The organism is Polaribacter sp., assembly GCF_965660385.1.
In the GTDB taxonomy this organism is placed as follows: Bacteria; Bacteroidota; Bacteroidia; order Flavobacteriales; family Flavobacteriaceae; genus Polaribacter.
Map to the genome: position 1 here is coordinate 84,759 of NZ_CBFHZT010000001.1, position 24,967 is coordinate 109,725.

At 30.1% G+C, this 24,967-nt stretch carries 25 protein-coding genes and 1 pseudogene; 15 read left to right on the forward strand and 11 right to left on the reverse strand.

Translation table 11 applies throughout. From position 1 onward, the window contains the following. Positions 1–365: pseudogene (locus ACTG3V_RS00350) on the reverse strand (hypothetical protein); the annotation flags it as partial. Between the two features lie 246 nt (positions 366–611). After that, positions 612–1,196, reverse strand: coding sequence for a hypothetical protein (locus ACTG3V_RS00355; protein WP_439130128.1), 585 nt, complete (start codon positions 1,194–1,196; stop codon positions 612–614). 482 nt (positions 1,197–1,678) lie between these two features. Between ACTG3V_RS00355 and ACTG3V_RS00360 the strand changes: the two genes are divergently transcribed. Together ACTG3V_RS00360 and ACTG3V_RS00365 are read left to right on the forward strand one after the other, a co-directional pair. Further along, positions 1,679–2,551, forward strand: coding sequence for an AraC family transcriptional regulator (locus ACTG3V_RS00360; RefSeq protein ID WP_439130129.1), 873 nt, complete (start codon positions 1,679–1,681; stop codon positions 2,549–2,551). A 2-nt stretch (positions 2,552–2,553) separates the two neighbouring features. Then, positions 2,554–2,739 (forward strand): hypothetical protein, encoded by a 186-nt coding sequence (locus ACTG3V_RS00365; protein ID WP_397444784.1) that lies wholly within the window; start codon positions 2,554–2,556, stop codon positions 2,737–2,739. Between the two features lies 1 nt (position 2,740). On the opposite strand, the gene ACTG3V_RS00370 is transcribed toward ACTG3V_RS00365, so the two are convergent. The 3 genes from ACTG3V_RS00370 to ACTG3V_RS00380 all read right to left on the reverse strand — a co-directional run bounded on the left by ACTG3V_RS00370 (position 2,741) and on the right by ACTG3V_RS00380 (position 4,183). Next, a complete protein-coding gene (locus ACTG3V_RS00370) occupies positions 2,741–3,400 on the reverse strand; it encodes an HD domain-containing protein (RefSeq protein WP_439130130.1) in 660 nt (219 codons plus the stop codon). A 1-nt stretch (position 3,401) separates the two neighbouring features. Next, positions 3,402–3,641, reverse strand: a complete 240-nt coding sequence (locus ACTG3V_RS00375; RefSeq protein WP_439130131.1) for a hypothetical protein — start codon at positions 3,639–3,641, stop codon at positions 3,402–3,404. Positions 3,642–3,772: 131 nt separating this feature from the next. Continuing rightward, positions 3,773–4,183 (reverse strand): BrxA/BrxB family bacilliredoxin, encoded by a 411-nt coding sequence (locus tag ACTG3V_RS00380; protein ID WP_439130132.1) that lies wholly within the window; start codon positions 4,181–4,183, stop codon positions 3,773–3,775. A 450-nt stretch (positions 4,184–4,633) separates the two neighbouring features. On the opposite strand from ACTG3V_RS00380, the gene ACTG3V_RS00385 reads away from it, so the two are divergent. Next, a complete protein-coding gene (locus ACTG3V_RS00385) occupies positions 4,634–5,398 on the forward strand; it encodes a TerB family tellurite resistance protein (RefSeq protein WP_439130133.1) in 765 nt (254 codons plus the stop codon). A gap of 18 nt (positions 5,399–5,416) precedes the next feature. On the opposite strand, the gene ACTG3V_RS00390 is transcribed toward ACTG3V_RS00385, so the two are convergent. After that, positions 5,417–7,393: a discoidin domain-containing protein gene (locus tag ACTG3V_RS00390; RefSeq protein ID WP_439130134.1), complete on the reverse strand. Its 1,977-nt coding sequence runs from the start codon at positions 7,391–7,393 to the stop codon at positions 5,417–5,419. Between the two features lie 276 nt (positions 7,394–7,669). Here ACTG3V_RS00390 and ileS point away from each other — a divergent pair, with 276 nt between their 5' ends. The 4 genes from ileS to ACTG3V_RS00410 all read left to right on the forward strand — a co-directional run bounded on the left by ileS (position 7,670) and on the right by ACTG3V_RS00410 (position 16,415). Next, positions 7,670–11,215, forward strand: coding sequence for an isoleucine--tRNA ligase (ileS, locus tag ACTG3V_RS00395; RefSeq protein WP_439130135.1), 3,546 nt, complete (start codon positions 7,670–7,672; stop codon positions 11,213–11,215). A gap of 4 nt (positions 11,216–11,219) precedes the next feature. Next, positions 11,220–11,597 carry a TraR/DksA family transcriptional regulator gene (locus tag ACTG3V_RS00400; protein ID WP_439130136.1) on the forward strand — a complete coding sequence of 126 codons (378 nt, stop codon included), beginning with the start codon at positions 11,220–11,222 and terminating at the stop codon, positions 11,595–11,597. 123 nt (positions 11,598–11,720) lie between these two features. After that, a complete protein-coding gene (locus tag ACTG3V_RS00405) occupies positions 11,721–15,764 on the forward strand; it encodes a T9SS type A sorting domain-containing protein (protein ID WP_439130137.1) in 4,044 nt (1,347 codons plus the stop codon). 6 nt (positions 15,765–15,770) lie between these two features. Next, positions 15,771–16,415, forward strand: a complete 645-nt coding sequence (locus ACTG3V_RS00410; protein WP_439130138.1) for a hypothetical protein — start codon at positions 15,771–15,773, stop codon at positions 16,413–16,415. A gap of 3 nt (positions 16,416–16,418) precedes the next feature. On the opposite strand, the gene ACTG3V_RS00415 is transcribed toward ACTG3V_RS00410, so the two are convergent. The 4 genes from ACTG3V_RS00415 to ACTG3V_RS00430 form a co-directional block, all read right to left on the reverse strand. Next, positions 16,419–16,952: a DinB family protein gene (locus ACTG3V_RS00415; RefSeq protein ID WP_439130139.1), complete on the reverse strand. Its 534-nt coding sequence runs from the start codon at positions 16,950–16,952 to the stop codon at positions 16,419–16,421. 137 nt (positions 16,953–17,089) lie between these two features. After that, positions 17,090–17,533, reverse strand: a complete 444-nt coding sequence (locus tag ACTG3V_RS00420; RefSeq protein ID WP_439130140.1) for a YHS domain-containing (seleno)protein — start codon at positions 17,531–17,533, stop codon at positions 17,090–17,092. A 303-nt stretch (positions 17,534–17,836) separates the two neighbouring features. After that, a complete protein-coding gene (locus ACTG3V_RS00425; RefSeq protein WP_439130141.1) occupies positions 17,837–18,223 on the reverse strand; it encodes a DUF2306 domain-containing protein in 387 nt (128 codons plus the stop codon). 17 nt (positions 18,224–18,240) lie between these two features. Beyond that, complete coding sequence (locus ACTG3V_RS00430; protein WP_439130142.1) at positions 18,241–19,215, reverse strand: LuxE/PaaK family acyltransferase; 975 nt, start codon at positions 19,213–19,215, stop codon at positions 18,241–18,243. Between the two features lie 74 nt (positions 19,216–19,289). Here ACTG3V_RS00430 and ACTG3V_RS00435 point away from each other — a divergent pair, with 74 nt between their 5' ends. From ACTG3V_RS00435 to ACTG3V_RS00470, 8 genes are all read left to right on the forward strand, one after another. After that, positions 19,290–19,649: a DUF6970 domain-containing protein gene (locus ACTG3V_RS00435; protein WP_439130143.1), complete on the forward strand. Its 360-nt coding sequence runs from the start codon at positions 19,290–19,292 to the stop codon at positions 19,647–19,649. Beyond that, positions 19,637–20,068, forward strand: a complete 432-nt coding sequence (locus ACTG3V_RS00440; RefSeq protein WP_439130144.1) for a hypothetical protein — start codon at positions 19,637–19,639, stop codon at positions 20,066–20,068. The genes ACTG3V_RS00435 and ACTG3V_RS00440 overlap by 13 nt, the downstream gene beginning before the upstream one ends. A gap of 1 nt (position 20,069) precedes the next feature. After that, positions 20,070–20,414 carry a DUF4377 domain-containing protein gene (locus tag ACTG3V_RS00445; protein ID WP_439130145.1) on the forward strand — a complete coding sequence of 115 codons (345 nt, stop codon included), beginning with the start codon at positions 20,070–20,072 and terminating at the stop codon, positions 20,412–20,414. A gap of 11 nt (positions 20,415–20,425) precedes the next feature. Next, positions 20,426–21,121: a hypothetical protein gene (locus ACTG3V_RS00450; protein ID WP_439130146.1), complete on the forward strand. Its 696-nt coding sequence runs from the start codon at positions 20,426–20,428 to the stop codon at positions 21,119–21,121. A gap of 10 nt (positions 21,122–21,131) precedes the next feature. Beyond that, positions 21,132–21,539 (forward strand): hypothetical protein, encoded by a 408-nt coding sequence (locus ACTG3V_RS00455; protein WP_439130147.1) that lies wholly within the window; start codon positions 21,132–21,134, stop codon positions 21,537–21,539. 4 nt (positions 21,540–21,543) lie between these two features. Then, a complete protein-coding gene (locus ACTG3V_RS00460; protein ID WP_439130229.1) occupies positions 21,544–22,080 on the forward strand; it encodes an RNA polymerase sigma factor in 537 nt (178 codons plus the stop codon). Continuing rightward, positions 22,080–23,372, forward strand: coding sequence for a hypothetical protein (locus ACTG3V_RS00465; RefSeq protein WP_439130148.1), 1,293 nt, complete (start codon positions 22,080–22,082; stop codon positions 23,370–23,372). The genes ACTG3V_RS00460 and ACTG3V_RS00465 overlap by 1 nt, the downstream gene beginning before the upstream one ends. Before the next feature lie 167 nt (positions 23,373–23,539). Continuing rightward, positions 23,540–23,884 carry a hypothetical protein gene (locus ACTG3V_RS00470; RefSeq protein ID WP_439130149.1) on the forward strand — a complete coding sequence of 115 codons (345 nt, stop codon included), beginning with the start codon at positions 23,540–23,542 and terminating at the stop codon, positions 23,882–23,884. On the opposite strand, the gene ACTG3V_RS00475 is transcribed toward ACTG3V_RS00470, so the two are convergent. Then, the gene (locus ACTG3V_RS00475) at positions 23,872–24,924 is read right to left on the reverse strand and encodes an isoaspartyl peptidase/L-asparaginase family protein (RefSeq protein ID WP_439130150.1); all 1,053 of its coding nucleotides are present in this window, start codon (positions 24,922–24,924) and stop codon (positions 23,872–23,874) included. The two genes, ACTG3V_RS00470 and ACTG3V_RS00475, sit on opposite strands and share 13 nt — an antisense overlap. Between the last annotated feature and the right edge of the window lie 43 nt (positions 24,925–24,967).

Below are 24,967 nucleotides of genomic sequence, written 5' to 3' on the forward strand. Positions count from 1 at the left end.
ACAACAGGTTTAAAAATTACTTTTTTAGAATTTTCATCAAAAGTTATTTTGTTGCCATCAATTTTTAATGGTTTTACAACAATTTGATAATCTTTTTCTAGTTCTAAAGTGTAATTACCATCACTTAATTTAGAGAAATCGAAAACTTTTCTAAGATCACCTTCTTTTCGAATATCTTCAGAATAAAGCACATAACCATGATTATCTTTAATTGTTAATTGGTGTCCTTTTTTAGTTCCTTTAAATACTACTTTTACTTTTTTTGCATTTAAATTATTACTTACTTCTTTGTTGTTTGCGTAGTTTACTAATGTTCCCAACATTAAAACTACAACTAATACTAATCTTTTTTTAAATGTTTTCATAATATAAATTTTTTATGATTTACACTACAAATGTACAGTGGAAGTTTAGTTTTGAAAACAACAGAATTGGTAACATTATGTGTTTTATTAACTTTAATTATATTTTAAAATTATTTAAAGGTTAAAATAGTATACATTAATACTAATTCTATACACTTGGTAAATAATGTTATATAAAAAAAACGAGCCAATTAAGGCTCGTTTTTACAGATGTACATATCTGCTAATTAACTAAAAACAATACTATTAAATTTCGAATTCGTTACTAAACCTTCTTCCGTTATTACGAATTACAACTTTGTAATCACCTTTAAACTCTTTATCTAATTTGTAAACTCGGTTTACTAGTTGATCACCTTTTAAAGTTTCAGAGTAAATAATCTCATCATTATAATACAAATCAACTTTTAAAGGATTTTGGTCAAAAGTTATTTTTGAGATTAGTAATTTATTGTCTTCATTTCTAACAACAGGTTTAAAAATTACTTTTTTAGAATTTTCATCAAAAGTTATTTTGTTGCCATCAATTTTTAATGGTTTTACTACAATTTGATAATCTTTTTCTAGTTCTAAAGTGTAATTACCATCACTTAATTTAGAGAAATCGAAAACCTTTCTAAGATCACCTTCTCTTTGAATATCTTCAGAATAAAGAACATAACCATAATTATCTTTAATTGTTAATTGGTGTCCTTTTTTAGTTCCTTTAAATACTACTTTTACTTTTTTTGCATTTAAATTATTATTTACCTCTTTGTTGTTTGCGTAGTTTACTAATGTTCCCAACATTAAAACTACAACTAATACTACTCTTTTTTTAAATGTTTTCATAAGATAAATTTTTTATCATTTACACTACAAAAGTATAGTGGAAGTTTTTTCTGAAAAACAACAAAATTGGTCTATTTATATGCATTATTAACTGTTATTGTAGGTGTAAAAAACAATAAAGGTAAAATAGAACACATTAGTAATAATTCTATATAGTTCATTGTTTTATGTAATACAAAAAAAGCGAGCCCAATGGGCTCGCTTTTCCAGATCTCCAATAAATCTGATAATTAACTATAAACAATACTTTTACTTTTAAAGTTGTTAAGACTTAACTTAACGAATAGTATTATATTAAAATACCACAACAACATGATACTACAAATTTAACTATGAAATAGGATTATAAAAACAACAGAATTAGTTATTTTATATGCAAAATTAACATTTTTAACAATGTTAAGCTATATGTAAGTTAATATAGTATTTAAAATTGATAATTCTATACACATACTCATTTAGAGATGTTGTATTTTTGCAGTATGATACAGAAAAAACCAACTCTCGAAAAAATCACTCCAGATTTTGGCAGTTCTTTTTTATTAAAGAAGCACGTAGAGTTTTTAAAAACGAACAAACCATTCTGGCATTTTCATCCAGAAATAGAACTCGTATATGTTAATAAAGGTAAAGGTAAAAGACATATAGGTAATCATATTAGTTACTTTAATAATAGTCAACTAGTATTGATAGGTTCAAATTTGCCACATATTGGCTATTTAGATCGTTTAACAAATAATGGTTCTGAAACCTTAATACAGTTTTTACCAGATTTTTTAGGAAAAGACTTTTTTAAAGTTCCAGAAATGGCTGCTATTGATGCACTTTTTGAACGCGCTAAAAAAGGAATTCGATTTAATATAGAAATTAAACAAAGAATAGGAGCCAAAATTGAAAAGTTAATTGAGTTACAAGGGGTGCATAGAATAACATCATTTGTAGAAATTTTAAATGATTTGGCTACTACTGATGATTATACATTGTTAAACGCAAATGGTTTTGCTTTTGAAAGCGTACATCAAGATAGTAATAAGATTGAGGTAATTTATAAACATATTAACGAAAATTTTAAAGATCATATAAGTTTAGATGAAATTTCTGAATTGGCAAGTATGACTGTACCTGCGTTTTGTAGGTATTTTAAGAAAACTACAGGTAAAACATTTACTAAATTAGTAAATGAATACAGGGTTGTACATGCAACAAAACTATTAGCTGAGAGTAATATGAGTATCGCAGACATCAGTTTTGAATGTGGTTTCAACAATTTTTCTCATTTTAATAAGTTATTTAAAGAGTTTACAGGTAAAAGTGCTTCGATTTATAGAAGCGAATTAAAAAATTTAATACAATAGTTATGAGTGTAATGGTAAAAACAAAAATTGATAAAGCTATAGATTACTATAGTTTTAAGAGTAGACAAATTAAAGATTTTGTAAACTCTAGTAAAGATTTAACCGTAGAACAAATTGTAGAATTCGGGGAAGAATTATCAGTTTTAGAGTACAAAATAACAGCTCTAGAGGTGGCAAGAGAAAGCTAGTTTATAGCTTTCCATTCCATTCGTCATAAAACTGCTCTAAAAATCCTTCCATAAATTGATGTCTGTTTTCAGCAATTTTTTTTCCTGAAACAGTATTCATTTTGTCTTTTAAAAGCAACAGTTTTTCATAAAAATGATTAAGTGTTGGTGCTTCAGAATTTTTATATTCCTCTTTAGTCATCGTTAAATTTGGCAAAATTTCAGGGTTGTATAAATCCCTATTTTTAAATCCGCCATAATTAAAACAACGAGCAATACCTATTGCTCCAATAGCATCTAATCTGTCTGCATCTTGTACAACCTCTAATTCTTTTGATGTAAAATGTTTTCTATTTTTATCTAAAGTATTTTTAAAAGACATGTTTTTAATAATCTTCACAACATGTTTACCTATCTTTTTAGGCACTTTTTGATCTATTAAAAAGTGTTTTGCTTTTCTGGGTCCTATTTTTTCATCACCATTATAAAATTTTGAATCAGCTATATCGTGAAGTAAAGCCGCTAAAGAAACTACAAAAATATCTACTTTTTCTTCTTTTGATATTTGAATAGCATTTTTAAACACACGTTCTACATGAAACCAATCGTGGCCACCTTTTGCATTTTTAAGGGTTTCTTTTACAAAGTTTATGGTGTTTTGTATTATTTTTTCTTGATTCATGCTATGCTCTAGAGGCTAATTCTTCTTTAATTTTCTTTATTTCAAAAAGCATCACAAACAACATTGGCGCAAAAAACAGCGGTAAAAAGGTAAGGAATGATATGCCTTTTTCTAGGGTTGCAAAAACGGCTAAAACCACCATCAACAATAGCAAAAAAACTTGTATAATTACATAGCTTTTCTGTTTTTTAAGCTTTTTAATCAATTCTTCTTTTGTATATGATGAAAATTGTGATGCCATAATATAATATTTTTTTAAAAATACAAAATCCACAAAAAATGTGGATTTTAATAGTTTTTTATAAACTTTAAGTGAGAGTTAATCACAATGCTGCTCAAAGTCCTTTCCTCTGGAAAGGATTTAGGATGGGTCTAACAATGCTCTTCGTAAGCCTCAGCCAAATTTTGTGCAATCATTTGTGCAGATCTACCTTCAATATGATGGCGCTCTAACATATGTACTAAGTTACCATCTTTAAATAACGCAATTGCAGGCGATGATGGTGGAAAAGGAATCATAAATTCTCTTGCTTTTTGGGTAGATTCTTTCTCTACACCAGCAAAAACTGTAGTTAAATTTGTAGGTACCTTATCTGCACCTAAAGAGGCAATTGCTCCTGGTCTTGCAGTACCTGCTGCACAACCACAAACAGAATTTACCATTACTAAAGTAGTCCCTTCTTTTGCCATTGCTTTTTCTACATCTTCACTCGTATATAATGCTTCGAAACCAGCGTCAATTAATTGGTCACGCATTGGTTTTACTAATTCTTCTGGATACATAATTCTAATGATTTAGATTTTTAATGGTGCAAATTTAATTAAATTAGAATAAAATTTAAATAACAAACCAACAACAATTTAGATAGTACTATAAAGAATAATAATTCTATATTTTAACAACTACGCTAATGTTTTTTGCAACTGATATGACACTGCATGCATGAAATGATTCTTTTTTGTAAAAACACCCTACAGTTGCCAATTTAATTTTAATAAATGCAATTGAGGTTTTTGAGTTTAAAGGGCCTAACATCATTTTTATTTCTGCATCCTAAGAAAATAATACAATTATAATTAAAGCAATTCGTTTTGTTGATTTTATAATGGCTATGATTTTTTTAATACTTGTCATTTTTAAAGGTTTCATTACTTTTATAACATTTTTTTTAAACTAAAAAAATTAACACATCTCAACGATTGTGTATCTTTGAGGCTAAATATAAAATTTTTATGGGAAGTTTTACCAAATGGTTAGGTGCAGGTTTAGGCTTTACGTTAGGAGGGCCTATAGGTGCAGCTATTGGCTTTGCTTTGGGTAGTTTTGTGGATAAATTTGAAATTGACGATTTTAAGCAAGAACAAATAGATTATGATAGAGAGCAGCCAAGAAGAACTGCTCAAAGACAATCTAATACACAATCTGGTGATTTTGAAATGAGTTTACTGGTTTTAGCTTCTATCGTTATTAAAGCAGATGGAAAAGTAGACCAACGTGAATTGAACTTTGTGCGCTCTCAATTTTTAAGTATGTATGGTAAAGAGCGTGCCAATAATGCGTTTAAATTATTTAAAGGTGTTGTAAAAAAAGAGGTGTCTGCGCGTCAAGTTTGTATACAAATTAGAGAACACATGTCTCACGCTTCACGCTTACAGTTGCTCCATTTTTTATTTGGTATTGCTAAAGCAGATGAATTTGTATCGCAAAAAGAAATTGAAGAAATCAAAAAAATTGCAGGTTATTTGTACATCAACCAAAATGATTTTGAATCTATAAAAGCAATGTTTTATGATGCTTCTGGTAATGCTTATAAAATTTTAGAGGTCGATAAATCTGCATCTAATGATGAAATAAAAACTGCTTACAGAAAACTAGTAAAAAAGTATCACCCAGATAAATTAAGAGATTTGGGTGAAGAGCATTTGCAAGGTGCTAAAGAAAAGTTTCAAAGCATACAAGATGCTTATGAAAAAATTAAAAATGAAAGAGATTTTTAGTCACTGAAATAATCAACTTTATTTTTTATAAAATTTTACTGTTTTAGAACTTCCATCAATTTTATTTTTATACAAAGCAATATAACAGCCTTTTTTAAGGAGATTAAATTTAGAACCTTCAAAAACTTTATTGGATTTTTTATCAATGAATTTTGAAATGTTAGATACAACTTTCTTTCCATAAATATCAAAAATATCAATTTCGTATTGATCTAGTAGATTTGGTACATTTATAGAATCTTCTTGAATTGTTGGATCTATTGGGTTTTCTTGTTCGTTAGTAATCTCTGTTACTGTATTTGAATAACCAAATAGTATGATTTCATTAACAGCTGCAAACACATTTTCGTACATTGATAGTCTTAAGTATCTTGTATCAACATTAGTAATATGGGTTTTCCAAGTGTTAAAACTAGAACATGAATCTACAAACAATTCGTTCCAATTATTTTCGCTACCATATTCAACAGTAAATTCATAGGTATTATGCATATCATGCAGATAGATTTCTGTAATATGATATTCTTCACCTAAATCAATAACTACATGATAAGGCGCAGTTTCTTGGTTCCAAGACCAAAAAGGTTTCCAAGAAGTACTTACAGGATGTTGGTTTGATAAGACATCTGTTTCTTGTTCATCAAAAAGATATAATGGCGATACTACACTACCACCAATTACTTGATCCGTAAGCATAGTACTATCTATTACAATTTGTTGTGGTGTTGGTAAGATATCAAAAAATTCTGGGCCACTGGCTGCACCAAGTCCTTTTAACTCAAGAGGTGTATCATCAGAAAGTGCATAATTGTTATGTAATGCATCTTTAAAGGTAATTTGATGAATTCCTGAAAAGGAATTGTTATCGAGACTAAAATTAGTCAAGTTTCCAGAATCATTATTATAAAAAGGAATGTTGGTGTTGTACGTATTGTTGTTTATGTAGATTGGATTCAATTCGTTCATATTTCTCACCACTTGTGGACCATTCATTGCTCTAAAATAATTACTGCTTATGGTAATTGGTTTAAGAGTGTCTGTAAACATTCTGTTATCAATAAACATTCCTTGAGAGTTCGCAATATAATTGTTAGTAAAATTAGACCCTCCTTTACCAAGAGAAATAATTCCGAAAGAAGGTGCTTGAATAATGATATTGTTATAAGCATTCACAACACTATTATCACCAATTTGTAAATTATTTGTTTGATAGTTGATGTTTTCTAATCCAGCATTAATCATGGTGTTGTTGTAAATTTCAACATTTTCAACAGCATTGGCAACCTGAATAGATTCCCTTTTGGTGTTTCGGATTACATTATCGTAAATTTTTAAATTTTTAAATTCCATTCCTGGCGATTTCGTTTCGCCTATATACATGCCTTCACTTACATTTTCAATAAAACAATCATGAATAATTAAGTTGTTAAATACAGGATAAGGCACTGGCGGATTGCCACCAAAATCTTTTTTTGCAAAAATTCCAAAAAAGCCATCATGCGCTATTTTTATTTGTTCTGCCTCACAATCAGAGCTTAATTCAGAAAAAGCCAATCCACAATTATAGCCACCGAGTTCAAAACCATATCTAAAATTAGGATGTCCAGCACCAGATATTTTTATATACTGGCAGTTTTCAAAAGTAATACCTCCCCAAGATTGAGGATCGTTAATTTTAACTTGTCCATTTATATTTATGACAACAATTGGAGCTTCAGCAATTCCTACTAGTTGTTGAAATTTGATCGCTTTGGTTCTAGACGATGCTACAAAAATCGTGTCTCCACCACTAAATGTTCTGCCTGTTGTACTTGCATTTATAAGATATGGGGCTGAGTTATCTATTATAAAGTTTTGATGTTGTTGAGCAGTAAGCTGAAAAGCAATAAAAATAAAAAAATATGCAATTTTATGTAAAGAATAAGATGTTTTGTTGATGATCTTATTTTTAAAATTTTGGAATCGAAACAATATTTTTAAAAAATATTTTTTCATGGTTTTATGATTATGAGGGATAATGAAAAGTTGAATAAAGTTAATCTTTAATTTTAAAAGTAACAAATTTGGTTAAGGTTTTATTTTGTTTAATTCACAATAATTAATAATTAAGACAGAAGTTTAGCCTTTTACAAGTATACAAGAAGACTATAGTTTTTTAAATAATTATAGCGAACTTACAAACAATCAATTTCTCATCTCCTTTTTTATACTTAACCCCATTCATTTTATAGAAATTCCTTAATTTCGCAACCTTATCAGAAAAGAGATATCATGAAAGCGAAATTTACTGAATATAAAGGACTTGACCTGCCAAAAGTAGCTGAAGAAATTCTAAATTATTGGCAAGAAAACAACATATTTGAAAAGAGTGTGACTTCTAGAGAAGGTGCTGAGCCTTATGTGTTTTTTGAAGGACCACCATCTGCAAATGGTTTACCTGGTGTACACCATGTTTTAGCAAGAGCTATTAAAGATATTTTTCCGCGTTATAAAACCATGAAAGGCTATCAAGTAAAGCGTAAAGCTGGCTGGGATACACATGGTTTACCAATTGAATTAGGTGTTGAAAAAGAATTAGGAATTACTAAAGAAGATATTGGTACTAAAATTTCTGTAGAAGATTACAATGCAGCATGTAGAAAAGCAGTAATGCGTTATACCGATATTTGGAATGATTTAACTCAAAAAATGGGCTATTGGGTAGATATGGACAATCCATACATTACCTACGAACCAAAATATATGGAGTCTGTTTGGTGGTTGTTAAAACAGATTTACAACAAAAAATTAATTTACAAAGGCTATACCATTCAGCCATATTCTCCAAAAGCAGGTACAGGTTTAAGTTCGCATGAATTAAATCAACCAGGAACCTATCAAGATGTAACAGATACAACAGTTGTTGCACAATTTAAAGCCATCACTGAAACATTGCCAGATTTTTTACAGAATGAAGGTGATATTCATTTCATTGCTTGGACAACCACACCTTGGACCTTGCCAAGTAACACAGCCTTAACTGTTGGACCTAAAATTGACTATGTTTTAGTAAATACTTTTAATCAATATACATTTGAACCTGTAAAAGTTGTTTTGGCTAAAAATTTGATTGGCAAACAATTTGGTGGTAAAAATGCGTTTGAAGTTGAATCTTCATCAGCATTAAAAGATTATAATAAAGGTGATAAAAAAATACCTTTTTACGTTGTAAAAGAATTTGTTGGTGCAGCTTTAGTAGGTATAAAATATGAGCAATTGTTAGATTTTGCTTTGCCAAATGACAATCCTCAAGATGCATTTAGAGTAATTGCTGGAGATTTTGTAACCACAGAAGATGGTACAGGTATTGTACACACAGCACCAACTTTTGGAGCAGATGATGCTTTGGTTTCTAAACAAGCATCACCAGAAATTCCGCCTTTATTAGTAAAAGACGAAAATGATAATTTAGTGCCTTTAGTAGATTTACAAGGTAAGTTTAGACCAGAAGTTTCTGATGAAGTTTACGGTTTTGCAAACGAACACGTAAAAGCCGAATATTTAAGTGAGGAAGAGCTTGGAGCTGAGTTAAAAAATCAGCAAGAGCGCATGCAATCTGTAATTAAAAATCAACAACAATATTTATCTGTTGATGAAAGATTGGGTTTAAAACTTAAAAACGAAAACAAAGCATTTAAAGTAGAAAAATACAAACACAGTTACCCAAATTGTTGGCGAACAGACAAACCAATTTTATACTATCCACTAGATTCTTGGTTTATTAAAGTAACTGATGTAAAAGATAGAATGCATGAGCTAAACAAAACCATCAATTGGAAACCAAAATCAACAGGAGAAGGACGTTTTGGAAATTGGTTAGCAAATGCAAACGATTGGAATTTATCAAGATCTCGCTATTGGGGAATTCCATTACCAATCTGGAGAACAGAAGATGGTAAAGAAGAAATTTGTATTGGTTCTGTAGAAGAATTAAAACAAGAAATGGCAAAAGCTGTTGAAGCAGGAATTTTAGCAAAAGACATTTTCGAAGATTTTGAAGTTGGAAATTATACTGATGAAAATTATGCAAAAATTGATCTACATAAAAATATTGTGGATGAAATTATCTTAGTTTCATCAACAGGACAACCAATGAAACGTGAGTCAGATTTAATCGATGTTTGGTTCGATTCTGGTTCTATGCCTTATGCACAATGGCATTATCCTTTTGAAAACCAAGAGATGATTGACGGTTTTCAAAATTCTGAACTTGATTCAGAATCTGGTAATGAGAACATGAAACAAGTTCAGGTTGCGCGAAAAGGCGCATCTTTTCCTGCAGATTTTATTGCAGAAGGAGTAGACCAAACTCGTGGCTGGTTTTATACCTTACACGCAATTGCAACCATGGTTTTTGATTCTGTGGCTTATAAAAATGTAGTTTCTAATGGACTGGTTTTAGATAAAAACGGACATAAAATGTCTAAACGTTTGGGCAATGCAGTAGATCCATTTACCACTTTAAGCAAATATGGTGCAGATGCCACACGTTGGTATATGATTTCGAATGCAAATCCTTGGGATAATTTAAAATTTGATTTAGAAGGTATAGAAGAAGTAAAACGTAAGTTTTTTGGAACGCTTTACAACACCTATTCATTTTTCTCTTTATACACTAATATTGATGGTTTTTCTTATGATGAAGCTGATATCGCTTTAAATGAAAGACCAGAATTAGACAGGTGGATTTTATCTGAACTACATACATTAATCAATAAAGTAGATACATTTTATTCAGATTATGAACCAACAAGAGCTGCAAGAGCCATTTCAGATTTTACTCAAGAATATTTGAGTAATTGGTATGTGCGTTTAAGTAGAAGACGTTTTTGGAAAGGAGATTACGAAACCGATAAAATATCTGCGTATCAAACCTTATATACTTGTATGCTAACCATTGCAAAATTAGGAGCTCCAATTGCACCATTTTTTATGGATAGGTTATATCAAGATTTAAATGCGGTAACTCAAAAAGAAACAGCAGAAAGTATTCATTTATCTCAATTTCCAAAGTTTGACGAAAGTTTTGTTGATAAAAGTTTAGAGCGTAAAATGGAAAACGCACAAACCATATCTTCGTTAGTATTGTCATTAAGAGCTAAAGAAAAGATAAAAGTGCGTCAGCCCTTACAAAAAATAATGATTCCTATTGATAATGCTCAACAAAAGGAAGAAATTTTAGCAGTTTCAAATTTGATTAAACATGAGGTAAATATCAAAGAAATTCAGTTGTTAGAAGACGCTTCAGATATCTTAATCAAACAAATAAAACCAAATTTTAAAGCATTAGGACCAAAATTTGGCAAAGACATGCGTTTTATAGCTGCCGAGGTTAAAAACTTTACGCAAGAAGATATTAACAAAATAGAGAAAGATGGTAACATTTCTCTGCAAGTTAATGGAAAAAATATTACTTTAGAACGCGCAGATGTAGAGATATCATCAAAAGATATAGAAGGTTGGCTTGTAGCAAACGAAGGCACTTTAACAGTGGCTTTAGATGTTACAATTACTGAAGATTTACGTAAAGAAGGAGTTGCAAGAGAATTGGTAAATAGAATTCAAAATGCACGTAAAGATTCAGGTTTAGAAGTTACAGATAAAATTAGGTTAACTGTTTTAAATTTCGAAGATTTACAGACTTCTATCCTTGATAACAAAAACTACATAATGAGTGAAACTTTAACCAACGACTTGGTTTTTGTAGATGAGTTAACAAATGGTACCGAAATTGAATTTGACACCATTAAAAGTAGAATATTAATAGAAAAAATGTAAGATTATGTCAGACGTAAAAGTAAAATATACAGAAGAAGATTTACAAGAGTTTAAAGAAATCATCAATAAAAAAATAGCAAGAGCGCAAGAAGATTTGGCTTTGTTAGAGGCATCTTATAAAAATGATGCAAACAATGGTACAGATGATACCTTATCATCATTTAAATCTTTTGATGAAGGTTCAGAAGTAATGAGCAAAGAGGCAAACGTGCAGTTAGCCATTCGTCAAGAAAAGTTTATTAGAGACCTAAAAAATGCCTTGTTACGTATTGAAAACGGAACCTATGGTGTGTGTAGAGTTACTGGTAAATTAATTCAAAAAGAACGTTTAAGATTAGTACCTCATGCAACTTTGAGTATCGAGGCAAAAAGAAAACAATAATTCGTATAAAGTTATAACGAAGCAATCGTTTGGCAATTCGTAAAAAAGGCAATTTAAAGTAACAGTACTTTAGATTGCCTTTTTATATGCTTTTAAATCATAGAATTATCTTATTTTTGAATTATGAAAAAGATAAGTACGCTAGTTTTGCTTTTATGTTTTGTCGCTTGTTTTCTGCTTATTAAAAATGATTATAAATGGGCAATTCAACAAGAGCCGTCAAAAGCCATAAAAAATCTTTCACCTCAAAAATTGTTATCACTTTCTAAAAAAGAACGTTTAGAAAAAGGAATACCTCCAAATAAATATCTCGAAGAACTTTATTTTTTAGAAATTAACCCAAAAACGGGTAGAACGCATCCAGAGAATATTTATAAAGTTCAACAAGAACTCAAAGAAAAACAACGCATTCAATACAGAACTCCTGGAGATGCTATAGACAATCAATGGGTAGAAAGAGGCCCAAATAATGTGGGTGGTAGAACACGTATGGTAATGTACGACCCCAATGATGCTACACACAAACGTGTTTTTGCAGGTGGTGTAAGTGGTGGTCTTTGGGTAAATGATGATATTACAGATGTACATTCTTCTTGGACACAAGTGGGTATAGACGACAATTTATCTGTAACCTGTATGGCTGTGGATCCTAACAATTCTCAGATTATGTATATAGGTACAGGAGAATTGTATAATCCGCAACAAGCTTTAGGAAACGGAATATGGAAATCTACGGATGGTGGAGCAACTTGGAATAATGTATATCAAATAAGAGGAACAACTGCTACATCTTCAATTATAAAAGTACCAGGTACTTATTTTACTACAGATATTGTTGTTAGAGATAAAGATGGTAACCCAGCTACAACCAACGATTCAGAGGTTTTTGCAGCTATTGGTGGTAGTTTTTACAGTTCAAACCCAAAAAGTACTTTTATAGGATTAGATGATTACGGAGTTTTTAAATCTTCAGATGAAGGTGCAAATTGGTCGCAAATTACTTTAGAAGTTGATGGAAATCCTGTTTCTCCTAATGATTTTGAATTAGGAATTGATAATACACTTTGGTTGAGTACAACAAGAAACGCTTATTTAAAAGGTGGTGGAAGAATTTATAAAAGTACAGACGGAGCTTCATTTACTTTAGAACACACCATTACAAATGGACGTAGAACAGAAATTGCAGTTTCTAAAACAAATGCAAATACAGTATATGTTTTGGGCGAGGTATATACAGAAAATGAATCTAATAAAGAGGTTGCACCATTTTTATCAATCTTAAAAACTACAGATGCGTTTACTACTTCCCCAACTGCATTATCCTTACCAAATGATGCCACAAGTAGTATTCCTGCAGATGATTTTACCAGAAGTCAAGCTTGGTATAATTTAGTCATTGAAACAGATCCAACCAATGATGCTATTGCTTATGTTGGCGGTATTAATTTATTTAGAACCACAGATAGTGGTGTTAGTTGGAATCAAATTTCTAAAAATTCTCCTACAGGTAGTTTGCCTGGTATAACAGTATCTTATGTACATTCAGATCAGCATAGTTGGGCTTTTCATCCTACAGATAGCAATATTGCTGTTATAGGTTGTGATGGAGGAGTGTTTTACGCAAATTCATTAGCCACAGCTGCAACAAGTGATACCGCAATTATTGAACATACAAAAAACTATAATACAACTCAGTTTTACAATGCAGCAATTGGGCAAACCATAGATCCAGAATATATTATAGGTGGAACTCAAGACAATGGAAATCTCTTTTTTGATGAAGCTACAAGTGGTATAAATGCAGCCACCAAAGTAAATAGAGGAGATGGTACACAATGTTATATTGATAAAGATGGTGAGTATATGATTATTTCAAATTTATACAACAATATTTATCGCTATAATTTACCATATACAGCAACTCGTACAACAATTTCTGCTGATAATAGTACAGGAAATTTTGTAAACGCAATGGCACTTGATGACAATTTAGATATTTTGTACACCAATGGAGGAAATCATTTGGCACGATTCACAAATATTACAACAAATTCGCCAAAAAGAACTAATCTTTTAGATACCTTATCTACATCAATTTCAGCAATAAAAGTATCACCATTTACAACCACTTCATCCAAAGTTTTTATCGGGACAAGAAAAGGAAAAGTAATTAAAATTGAGAATGCCAATACAGAAAACCAAACTGCAACAGACATCTCATCAAGCTTATTTTTAGGGAATATTTCATCCATAGAATTTGGCGATAATGAAGATGAAATCATGGTTACATTCTATAATTTTGGGGTAGAAAGTATTTGGTTTACAGATGATGGAGGTACAACTTGGGCAAATAAAGAAGGTAATTTTCCTGATATTAATGTGCGTTGTATTTTAATGAATCCGTTAAATACAGATGAGGTAATTATAGGAACTGAATTGGGTGTTTGGAATACCACTAATTTTAGAGACAATGCTCCAAATTGGAACCATTCTTATAATGGAATGTCAAATGTTGTGGTTACATCTCTTAGCTTACGAACTACAGATTACACCATTTTGGCAAGTTCGTATGGTAGAGGACTGTACACAGGTAAATTTAAAGCAAACGATTTAACAACATGGACAGGAACTATAGATACTGATTGGACCAACACAGCAAATTGGTCTAATGGAATTCCTGCTACCAATATTGATGTTAAAATTCCTGCAACAAACCATCAACCAGAGATAAATGCTACAGTAACGCTTGCCAATCTTTCTATAGAAAATAATGCTGAGTTAACAATCACCAGTTCAGGTGCTTTAACTGTTGAAGAAGATTTAACCAATGAAGGTTTGTTAACCATAAATGCCAACATTTCGAATTCTGGAACTTTAATTGTAGAAGGAGATGCTACAGGAAACATTACCTATAATCGTTTTGTATCAGATAATTGGCATTTGGTAAGTGCGCCAGTTATTGGTGAAAATTATAATGATGATTGGGTGTCAGCAAATGCTATTGTAGCAAGCACAACCAACACCAATTTAAGAGCAATTGCATCATATAATAATGATGAAAGTTGGGAGTATATGGAGGCAGGAGAAACACATGCCTTTACTACAGGTAAAGGATATTCAATGCTTAGAAATTCATCTGGAAATTTAAGTTTTACAGGAAATTTATTAACCTCAAATACAACTAAAAATATTACCAATGGAACTAATAGCGCGTTTAATTTAGTAGGCAATGTGTATACGTCTTACATTCCTTTAAATAATGGTGCAGACGCAGTAAACGATTTTTTAGGCAACAATAGCAATGCACTAAGTGAGTTAACCATTTGGCTTTGGAATGGCACTTTTTATACTGCTTTAAATCAGGCTTCTTCTAGTCAGTTTATTGCACCAGGCCAAGCTTTTTTTGTACATGCAAAACCAGCAGGAGGAGTAATTTCTTTTTCTACAGCCATGCAAAATCATCAAAGCAATACATTTTTTAAGAACAAACAAACAAGGCCAGAAATTAGAGTGTTTTTAAGTAATGGGAAAACAAAGAAGTATACGGATGTTTTTTATATCGATAATACTACAGAGGGTTTTGATAACGGTTATGATAGCTCATTGTACACAGGTACTTCTAGTAATTTTGAAGTTTTTACCAAATTGGTGAATGAAGAAAAAGATATGAATTTGTCCATTCAATCTATTCCAAAAGATTTTTCAATTGTAATACCTATTGGTGTTTTTGTACCTGCAAATGAAGAAGTTGAAATCAGTATTGATGCTAAAAATATTGATACAACCAATAAGGTGTATTTAGAGGATAAAGAAACAGGAATTTTTACTTTAATGGATTCAGAAGATGCAGTTTATAAATTTAAAAGTTCAACGTTAATGCAAGGATCAGGTCGCTTTTTTATCCATACATCATCAGAAACACTCCAAACTCATGAAGCAGTTTTACCATCAACAAAAGTTGTAGCAAATAATAATCAATTGCAATTTGTAAATCTACCTGAAGGAAAAATAAAGGTAGAATTATTCTCTGTTTTAGGGAAACTAGTACTAAAAAGTAATTTAGAACGCAACAATTTTATATCGACCAAAAACCTACCAAAAGCAGCTTATATTGTGCGTTTAACAACTGAAAAAGGTGTGCTAAATCAAAAAATACTGCTTGAATAATTATTGATGAAAGTAGCGTTTGTATCCTTTTTTATGTTGATTTCAATGATAACTTTTTCGCAAAAGAACATCAGCAAAACATTTGAAACATTTGCAAATGAAGTTAACATCTACACAGCGGGTTTAGATAATTTGGTGATAGAAAATTCAGATACTAATTTTATTGAGGTTTTTTTGTATGCCGAAAGTTATGACGAACAGTTGATAAAAATAGAAAATAATGACAAGTTGGTAAACATAAAATTCGATTTTGAAGGCACTGAAACTCGAGAAGTTATTTTTAGAAAATTTATTACTAAAAGATTACAAAGAGCTCATGCAGTTGTAAAGGTTCCTAAAAATAAAAAGGTATATATTTTTGGTGAAAATGTAGATATAGCCTCAAAAAGTATTGAAAATAATTTAGCCATTTATATTGAAAACGGAATTGTAAAACTAAATGAAATTAATGCAAATACTATTTTAAAATTGTATTCTGGTAATGTATACGCATCAATCAAAAACACCAATTTACATTTAACTACAAAAAGCGGAAACATAAAAATAGATGGTATTTTACAAGAAAAAGGGTTTCAAAGAACCTCAAAAAACGCTTCTCATCAGTTTAAAGTAACTACTATAAAAGGAAATATTTTTTTAAGTAAGGATTAACTATTATTGAAAAAGTACATACCTGGGAGGCACAATACCATTCAATCGTAAATAAACAATCATTTGTGCTCTATGATGTGTAATATGATCTGAAAGTAATAGTAAAATTTGTCTTTTTGTTCTTTTAAAGCCAAAATATTCTATAGTATCCTCTAAATTATTCGTTTCAAAATTACATATAAATTGTATGGCTTCATCAAAAGTTTTATCAATTAAAGCAATCATTTCTTTTTTTGATTTGCCAGCTACTTTAAAAACGGTGTCTTGTTGCCAAGAATAAGTTTCTTCACCTTTTAGTAATGTTTTACTATGCCAATTCATTGCAAAACCAATATGCAAAAAGTTTTGTGCAAACGACAAAGAACCATCTGCAGCTTTAAAACTGTATTTATTTTCAGGCATTTTTTCTGCAACCAATAAGGTGTATTTTTTAGAATTTTCTAACCTTTCTAAATAATCATTAATAAAAGGTTTTTCTTGTCCTAAGAAAGTGACAGTTGTGAAAAACACAAAGATGAAGATAATAATATGTTTCATGTTTCTTAAGTAAAGTTGATTCCCAAAAATAGTAGAATTATTATTAATCACTATAAATAAAAAAAGAGTTGGAAACCAGTTCTTGCTATTTAGATTATAGAATTAAAAAAATCACTTAATTTTTTATTTAAGTCCAATTAGTTATGCATTATTTTTTTCCAGTTTTTATCTGCTTTTTTTTGTAAAACTGCTGCACCCTCATCTTTCCATAACTGCAATGTATTTGTTCCCCAAGAATTGTAAAAGAGATATAATTTTTCATCTCTAATCTCAAAAGTTTTTGGGTTTATGTCTACTTTTTTACCTTTAACACCAATTGCATAGGCACAAAATCCACCATAAGCTGGTATATATTTCTTTGGATTCTTTTTAAAAATCTCTAAATTTTCTTTAGAGGAAAACTTAAAGTTTACACCATCAAATTTGGTTATAAAATTGTTATCTCCTTTTTCGGCTTTGTTTTGGAAATATGAAACTACATCATAACCAGCTGCTACAAATCCTTTTTTTAGATTGTAATTTTGAGCCAATATAGAAGAAGTTGAAATTACAATTGTTATAATGGTAAGTATACGTTTCATCGAGTTTTGTTTTTTCTTTGGTCGATAAACGTTCTTAAACTTACAAGGCTGAAGGTATTGATATAAGTTATAAAACAAGTAAGAGCTGATACATCAGCTCTTACTCTAATACAATTTATAAATCCCCCAACTTATAATTGTTGTTTAAATACATTTCAAAGATACTACTGATTGCTTTTGGATTACTAGAAATTTCGTCGATTCTACCGTTTTTAAAGGTAAAATGTATTACTATAAAGATATACGATGAGGCTATATTTATTTACCTAACCTTTATTTTAAGCTATTTATATTTTTAATTTATCAAGAAAAAAAGAGATTGTATAAATATCTACCAGGGGTAAATGTAAACCCACCAGCAATAATAATAGCACCAAAATACAGTAAGATCATTTTACGTTTATGCGCTTTTACATTTCCCTTTTTTATGGCTAAATATGCTGTAGGTACTGTGTAGAGGGTTAAAAAACTAAAACTATAAATCCAACCAAAATGATTAAAAATTGTTGGGCCAACATCTGCAGGCATAAATAGAGTAATAGCTGCTGTAATAAGCATTAGTATCATATAAACTCTACCTAAAACAACATGGATTTTCGTACCTTTTTTAATCAACAAAACTAGGGTACCAATAACAAAACTAGGTACAACTGTTGCTAAATGCAAATACATTAAGGTTAAATAGCTCATTTTTTTATCTTTCTTAATTATAAAACCATCAAGTTACAACCTCTGATATCAGCATTATCAAAACGACCAATAATTTCGAAAGTATCGTTTTCATGCACTTTTCCTAAATCTTGTGTGGCAATAAAACTGCATGAGTTGTAATTGGCTAAGTCAATTACATTAATTCCGCCTGTTTTTCCTGTTTGCTGAATGCTTAAGGCATCTTCAGTATCTCTTGTTAAAATTTTCATCCAAGGTGGTGTTTTAAAAATTCCATTGCCTTTAGAATAAGCTTGACTTAACAACTCTGTCATTCCGTATTCAGAATGAATTTCAGTAACGCCAAAACCCTTTTGTAAAAGTTGATGCAATTCTTCTCTAACCAGTTCTTTTCTTCGTCCTTTCATGCCACCAGTTTCCATTATTATGGTGTTGTTTAGTCTAAATTTTTGTTTTTCAATTAAATCTAGCAACGCAAAAGAAACACCTATTAATAAAACTTTTTGTTCTTTTTTATTTAAATTGATGAGTTTTGTGGCCAATTCATCCAAATTATTTAAATAAAATCCGCTTTCATCATTTTTTGTCTTGTTAATTAAATCATCAACCATAAAAACTAACGAAGATCCCTTACGTTCAAGATAATTTGGCAACAACGCTAGCACAACATAATTTTCTATATTTCCATAAAAATGGGCAAATCCTTTTAAATAACTTTTTTTGTACAAGTTAATATCGCTAACATAATGTTTGCTGGTAATACTTCCTGTAGTTCCAGAACTGGTAAAAATTTCATCAATTTCTTGTAAAGAAGAAATTACTTTTCTACTCTTAAAAAATTGAATGGGTAAAAACGGAATGTCTTCAATCGCTTTAACATCAGCAGGATGTATGTATAGCAAATCACAAAAAGAACGATACACTCTATTATTTTTAAATTGATGTTTAAAAACCTCGAGGGTAATTTTTGTGAAGTCTTGTTCGTTTTTTATGTTAAAAATAGCATTTTGCATAAGTATCAACAAAAATAACACTATTCCACGCAACCTTTTTATTCTTTTTGTATCTTATAGATATAAACTCAGTAATGAAGATTTTTTTTATAGTTTTTTCGGTGTTTTTTTTAACTTCTTGTTCATTAAACAACACGTTACCTACAAATGTTTGTAATGTTGATGTACCTCTTGAAGATTTAAATTGGTTACAAGAAATAAAAGAAGGTTTTGAGCAAAGTGCATCTGCAACTAAAAAGAATATTATTTTATATGAATATAATAATGAAAGTGTTTTTTTAATTGATATCTGTAATGGTTGTGCTGATAATTTAACAACAGTTTACAATTGTGAAGGTAACATTATTTGTGAATTTGGTGGAATTGCAGGCGTAAATACTTGTCCATATTTTGAAACTAATGCTATTAAAATTAAGGTGATATGGGAAAATTAATAATTTGCAAAATACTAACAATTACAATTGTTTTTTTGTGTTTTACAGGTTGTAATGACAATATTGATGATGCTATTTTACAAAATGAATCTGTGATTATCAATAATAAGTTGTATCAATCAACAGTAACAAATAATTACTCAATTACAGATGTGAAATTAGAAAATAATTTATTAAGCATTAAAATTAGCAGTAGTGGTTGTGGTATAGAAGATTGGAATGCTGTTTTAATCGATGCTAATGAGATTTTAGAATCGTACCCAGTACAGCGAAACATAAAGCTTGCTTTAGAAAATAATGAAGCTTGTTTGGCTGTTTTTGAAAAAGAATTTACGTTCAATATTTCAACTTTAAAAGAAGATTTTTCGGAACTTTATTTAAATTTAGAAGGATGGAACACTCAAATACATTATCAATAAAATGAAAAAATATCTACTCTTTCTATGCGTTACGCTATGTTTAACTTCTTGTGAAGACAAGAATTCAAATCAAGCAGAAAAAACGCTCATTGTTGCCTCTCAAAAGGCAGATTGTGTTGGTGTTGCACCACAAAAGTGCTTTTTAGTGAAAGAAAATGATGCTCAAAATTGGACCTATTTTTATGATTCAATTATCAATTTTGAATATGAAGAAGGTTTTGAATACGAGCTTGTTGTGAGGGAAAGTGAAATCAAAAATCCTCCTCAAGATGCATCATCTATAAAAACTACACTGGTTCAAATAATATCTAAAATTGAAAAAACATCAGAAAATTTACCTATTTAAAATAGTTTATTATGAAATTTAAAAATATATACTTCGTTATTTTTATCACTCTATTTTTTGCTTGCGAGAGTAACAAAGAACCGCATTTAGATGCAGATAATTTATTATTGGGTAATTGGGTGTCACCTGTTTACGATGAAGAAAAAACAACTTTTATAAGAGGTAATTCTCTACCAGATGAAGATTATGGGATAACGTTTAAACAAAATGGAGAGTTAATTGAAAGAACTTCTGGATTTTGTGGAACACCACCTCTTACTTTTTTTAATGTTTATGGCTCATTTACCATAGATGAGGATTTAATTAGTATTGCTACTCAAGGTTTTCCTAATTTTTATGGATGGAGGATTGTGGAGTTAACAGAACAAAAACTTGTTGTGAAACGAGAACTATCTGAACAAGAAAAAGAGCATAGAGCTTTAATGACTTTGTTTGAAGAAATTTCAAATTTGGCTTATAGTACACCTTGTTCAGATTCAAATGATTGGTCTTTTGTAGCTTTTGGAGCCAAAGCTTGTGGAGGTCCTCAAGGTTATCTGCCTTATAACAGTAATATCGATGTTACTGATTTTTTAGAGAAAGTTGCCACTTATACAAATGCTGAAAAAGAATTTAATATAAAATGGAGTATTGTATCAGATTGTGCTGTTGTTAATCCTCCAAAAAGTATCGATTGCCAAAATGAATATCCAGTTTTAATCTATTAAATATCTAATTATGAAAAAACATATCTTATTATTTGCTAGTGTTTTCGTTTTTTACTCTTGTTTAAATGATGATAATGATCGGCCAAATTTAGAATTCAGCTTTGTTGCTATTGATGAATATATAGCTCCAGTTAGTTTTGTTTTTGGACAAAAAGACACGATAAAATTAAAATACTCTTTAAAAAATAATTGTTCATATTTTGACAATATTTATTACGAGTACCAAGACACAACCAGAATTGTAGCCTTTAGAGCCATAACAGATTTAGATGCAACTTGTGCAGATGATGCTACACAATACGATTACAATTTAATTGTAACAGCAACGCAACAAGAAGATTATCTTTTTAAGTTTTATAAAGGAGAAGATGCAAATGGCGATGCAGTTTTTGAAGAAGTTGTAGTTCCTGTAAATTAGGCCCATCAAACTCGAAGAACTTATACAAAAATGTTGTGAGCAAAATTTAGAAGCTCAGTCTAAAGTTTATCAACTATTTGCGGATAAACTTTTTGCTGTTTCTCTAAAATACGCCAAAAATTATCAAGATGCTGAAGACAATTTACAAGATAGCTTTTTAGCCATTTTTGCAAAAATTAAACAGTACAATCATAAAGGTTCTTTTGAAGGTTGGATAAAACGAATTACCATTAATACAGCATTACAAAAATATCGTGAAAAAGCACCTTTACAAATTGTAAACGAAGTTGCAGATGACACAGAGGAGGAAGAAATTGACTTTGAAAACTCAGATTTTAGTGTAAACGTTTTGCTACAATGTATTCAACAATTGCCAGATAGATATCGTTTGGTGTTTAATTTGTATGTATTAGATGAGTATTCTCATAAAGAAATTGCAACACTGTTAAAAATTTCTGAGGGAACCTCGAAATCAAACTTATCTAGGGCAAGAAAAATTTTAAAAGAAAAGTTGATGAACCCCAAAAACACATCGAATTAATGGGCTTTAAAAAAATAGATAATTTGTTTCAAGAACAGCTTAAAAGTTTGGAAGTTTCTCCAAACGAAAGGGTATGGAACAATATTGAAACTCAGCTAAAAAAGAAAAAAAGAAGTATATTTCCTTTTTGGTGGTTTTCTGGTGCTGTTGCTTCAATTTTGGTTTTAGTGTCTATTTTCAAGCCTTTTTCTGATGATGTAAACCAAAATAATAAGCCAAATTCAAATGAAATTATTACTACAATACCAAAGGAAAAAAATGATGTTCAACCAAAAATTGACACTTTAAGAAAGAATCATAAGAGCTTAAACCACATTTTGATTTCTAAAAAAGTAGATATCTTAGAAGAGCCAAAAAAGAACAGTATTTTTTCTAATAAAAATGAGAAGAAAAATACTTATCAACCTAAAAAAAATGTTGCAACTGTACTTTCTAGTTATCACGCTACAAATATCAACCTAAAAACACTTCAACAAGATTTTATTTTATCAACTCAAAAATTAGAAGGTCTTAAAAGTAAGCATCAAGGGTTAGATATTACTAATTTTACAAAAAATAATGAAAAATCAATAGCAAAAAAATCATCTAAAAATTGGTCTCTTGCACCTGTTTTTGCGGTACTTCAATCTAATTCTTTAACAGATACATCTCCTATTAATGCTAGTTTAGCATCCTCAACTTCTGGTAAAAACAGTTATGCTTATGGTGTTCAAATTGCCTATAAATTAGGAGAAAGATGGTCTATTCAATCGGGTATTCAATTGCAAGAAATGGCGTATACAAACACACAAATTACAATACATACTTCTTCAAGTAACAATCCTTTTGCTACGAATTTTTCAAATGGTGCTGTTTTTTCTTTCGATACAAATGTTGCCAATGAAAACGCACTGCTAGCCGCCGATTTTGGAGCCAACACTAAGGTGACGAATACAGGGAATTTATATCAAAATTTTGGATATATAGAAATTCCTTTAGAAGTTAAATATAATTTTTCGAGAAATAAAAAGATAAATACTGCTATTGTCACTGGTTTTAGCACTTTATTTTTAAATAAGAATGAGGTTGTTTTAAACACCAGTAATTTCTCTGAAAATTTACAGGCTGTTAATTTAAGCAACCTTAATTTTAGTGGAAATTTAGGTTTCGATTTCAATTATAGTTTTACTGCAAAATGGTCTTTTCACGTAAATCCTATGGTTAAAGTTCAGCTAAACACCTTTACAGATAATGCAAATGGCTTTGCACCTTTTAATCTTGGTATTTATTCTGGTATTATTTATCAATTTTAAAAAACCATCTCTTTACTTTTTACGTATATACATAACAACTTAGCGATTAATTGTATCAGTTAGACGAATTTCAAAACACAAAAAACAAGTGAATGACTACATTTACAGGCTTTTTGAGTTAAAGTGTAGTTTAAATGATTGTTGAGAATTTAATATAATAATGCAAGATGGAAATCATAGAGACAACGTATAGAACGTTTAGTGGAATAAAGAAAATTACAGGATTATCGAGAAGAAAATCTTCTCAATATCTTATTTATCAAGATAATCAACCAAAATATTATGTGGATTTGTATGATTTATCAATCGAATCTAATGCAATGATGAATAGTTTGGTGTTATGTGGAAAAAAACCAATAAGAGAGGTTTTAGAAATCATCAATAAGAGAAATAACGTGAATTTATCGATTCCGATAATCACAAAGTTAGGTCTTAGTATCAAACTTAAATCTGAAATTAAAACTATCAATTTAGAACCATTACCAGAAGAATGGTTGGCTTATTCTTTGTAAATTTTCACAATTAAATTTCCTGCATCATCCATAGAAGCTCTGTACATTCCTGCTGTATTGAATTCAAAAGACATATTTCCGTTTTTATCTAAAGCAATCACACCACCTGTTCCACCAAGTTTGGTTAATTTATTTTGAATCACGTCAGTAGTGGCTTCTTTTAATGTTTTTTGTTGATATTCCATTTGTGCAGAAATATCATAAGCAACCTGACTTCTTATAAAATATTCTCCCCAACCTGTAGATGAAACTCCGCATGTAAGATTGTTGGCATACGTTCCAGAACCAATAATAGGCGCATCTCCAATTCTTCCCCAACGTTTGTTGGTCATGCCTCCAGTTGATGTTCCTGCAGCAATATTTCCATTTTTATCTAAAGCAACACAACCCACTGTTCCAAATTTTGAATTTTTAATATCGGCGTCATAAAAAGCAGCTTTTTTATCATCATGATCTAATTGCGTCTTATTTCTATTTTTTATTCTTTGCAATGATTTAAAACGATTTTCTGTATAAAAGTAACTTGGGTCTACAATTTCTAACCCTTTTTCTTTGGCAAAGGTGGATGCTCCTTTTCCTGATAACATCACATGATCTGAATCTGTCATTACTTTTATCGCCAATGCTATTGGACTTTTTACGTTTGTAACTCCTGCAACTGCACCTGCATTTAGGGTTTTCCCATCCATAAAAGAAGCATCTAACTCATTGGTTTCTTCATGTGTAAAAACAGCACCTTTACCTGCATTAAATAATGGAGATTCTTCCATAACCTGAATGGTTTTAAGTACAGCCTCACCACTTTTTCCTCCATTTTTTAAGATGGTATGACCAACTTTAATCGCTTCTTCCAATTTCGCTTTATAGGCTGCTTCTTTTTCATCAGTCATATTTTTCTTTAAAATGGTACCTGCTCCACCATGAATAATAATCGCAAAATCATTGCTCTTTTTAGGCGTTTCTTTTTTTGATGTTGCTGTTTCTTTTTGACAACCATAAGAAATAAGTACAAATGATATTATAAAAAGTAGTTTCTTCATATTATATGTTTAAAATTAAACAAAAACAATAATTATTGTTAAA

Bases quoted from the DNA above. Each gene is read 5' to 3' on its own strand.
- ACTG3V_RS00370 (WP_439130130.1), bottom strand. From the start codon at position 3,400: ATGAATCAAGAAAAAATAATACAAAACACCATAAACTTTGTAAAAGAA.
- ACTG3V_RS00400 (WP_439130136.1), top strand. From the start codon at position 11,220: ATGTCAGACGTAAAAGTAAAATATACAGAAGAAGATTTACAAGAGTTT.
- ACTG3V_RS00355 (WP_439130128.1), bottom strand. From the start codon at position 1,196: ATGAAAACATTTAAAAAAAGAGTAGTATTAGTTGTAGTTTTAATGTTG.
- ACTG3V_RS00425 (WP_439130141.1), bottom strand. From the start codon at position 18,223: ATGAGCTATTTAACCTTAATGTATTTGCATTTAGCAACAGTTGTACCT.
- ACTG3V_RS00405 (WP_439130137.1), top strand. From the start codon at position 11,721: ATGAAAAAGATAAGTACGCTAGTTTTGCTTTTATGTTTTGTCGCTTGT.
- ACTG3V_RS00365 (WP_397444784.1), top strand. From the start codon at position 2,554: ATGAGTGTAATGGTAAAAACAAAAATTGATAAAGCTATAGATTACTAT.
- ACTG3V_RS00415 (WP_439130139.1), bottom strand. From the start codon at position 16,952: ATGAAACATATTATTATCTTCATCTTTGTGTTTTTCACAACTGTCACT.
- ACTG3V_RS00465 (WP_439130148.1), top strand. From the start codon at position 22,080: ATGGGCTTTAAAAAAATAGATAATTTGTTTCAAGAACAGCTTAAAAGT.
- ACTG3V_RS00360 (WP_439130129.1), top strand. From the start codon at position 1,679: ATGATACAGAAAAAACCAACTCTCGAAAAAATCACTCCAGATTTTGGC.
- ACTG3V_RS00475 (WP_439130150.1), bottom strand. From the start codon at position 24,924: ATGAAGAAACTACTTTTTATAATATCATTTGTACTTATTTCTTATGGT.
- ACTG3V_RS00430 (WP_439130142.1), bottom strand. From the start codon at position 19,215: ATGCAAAATGCTATTTTTAACATAAAAAACGAACAAGACTTCACAAAA.
- ACTG3V_RS00440 (WP_439130144.1), top strand. From the start codon at position 19,637: ATGGGAAAATTAATAATTTGCAAAATACTAACAATTACAATTGTTTTT.
- ileS (WP_439130135.1), top strand. From the start codon at position 7,670: ATGAAAGCGAAATTTACTGAATATAAAGGACTTGACCTGCCAAAAGTA.
- ACTG3V_RS00375 (WP_439130131.1), bottom strand. From the start codon at position 3,641: ATGGCATCACAATTTTCATCATATACAAAAGAAGAATTGATTAAAAAG.
- ACTG3V_RS00450 (WP_439130146.1), top strand. From the start codon at position 20,426: ATGAAATTTAAAAATATATACTTCGTTATTTTTATCACTCTATTTTTT.
- ACTG3V_RS00385 (WP_439130133.1), top strand. From the start codon at position 4,634: ATGGGAAGTTTTACCAAATGGTTAGGTGCAGGTTTAGGCTTTACGTTA.
- ACTG3V_RS00410 (WP_439130138.1), top strand. From the start codon at position 15,771: ATGAAAGTAGCGTTTGTATCCTTTTTTATGTTGATTTCAATGATAACT.
- ACTG3V_RS00390 (WP_439130134.1), bottom strand. From the start codon at position 7,393: ATGAAAAAATATTTTTTAAAAATATTGTTTCGATTCCAAAATTTTAAA.
- ACTG3V_RS00435 (WP_439130143.1), top strand. From the start codon at position 19,290: ATGAAGATTTTTTTTATAGTTTTTTCGGTGTTTTTTTTAACTTCTTGT.
- ACTG3V_RS00420 (WP_439130140.1), bottom strand. From the start codon at position 17,533: ATGAAACGTATACTTACCATTATAACAATTGTAATTTCAACTTCTTCT.
- ACTG3V_RS00380 (WP_439130132.1), bottom strand. From the start codon at position 4,183: ATGTATCCAGAAGAATTAGTAAAACCAATGCGTGACCAATTAATTGAC.
- ACTG3V_RS00455 (WP_439130147.1), top strand. From the start codon at position 21,132: ATGAAAAAACATATCTTATTATTTGCTAGTGTTTTCGTTTTTTACTCT.
- ACTG3V_RS00470 (WP_439130149.1), top strand. From the start codon at position 23,540: ATGGAAATCATAGAGACAACGTATAGAACGTTTAGTGGAATAAAGAAA.
- ACTG3V_RS00445 (WP_439130145.1), top strand. From the start codon at position 20,070: ATGAAAAAATATCTACTCTTTCTATGCGTTACGCTATGTTTAACTTCT.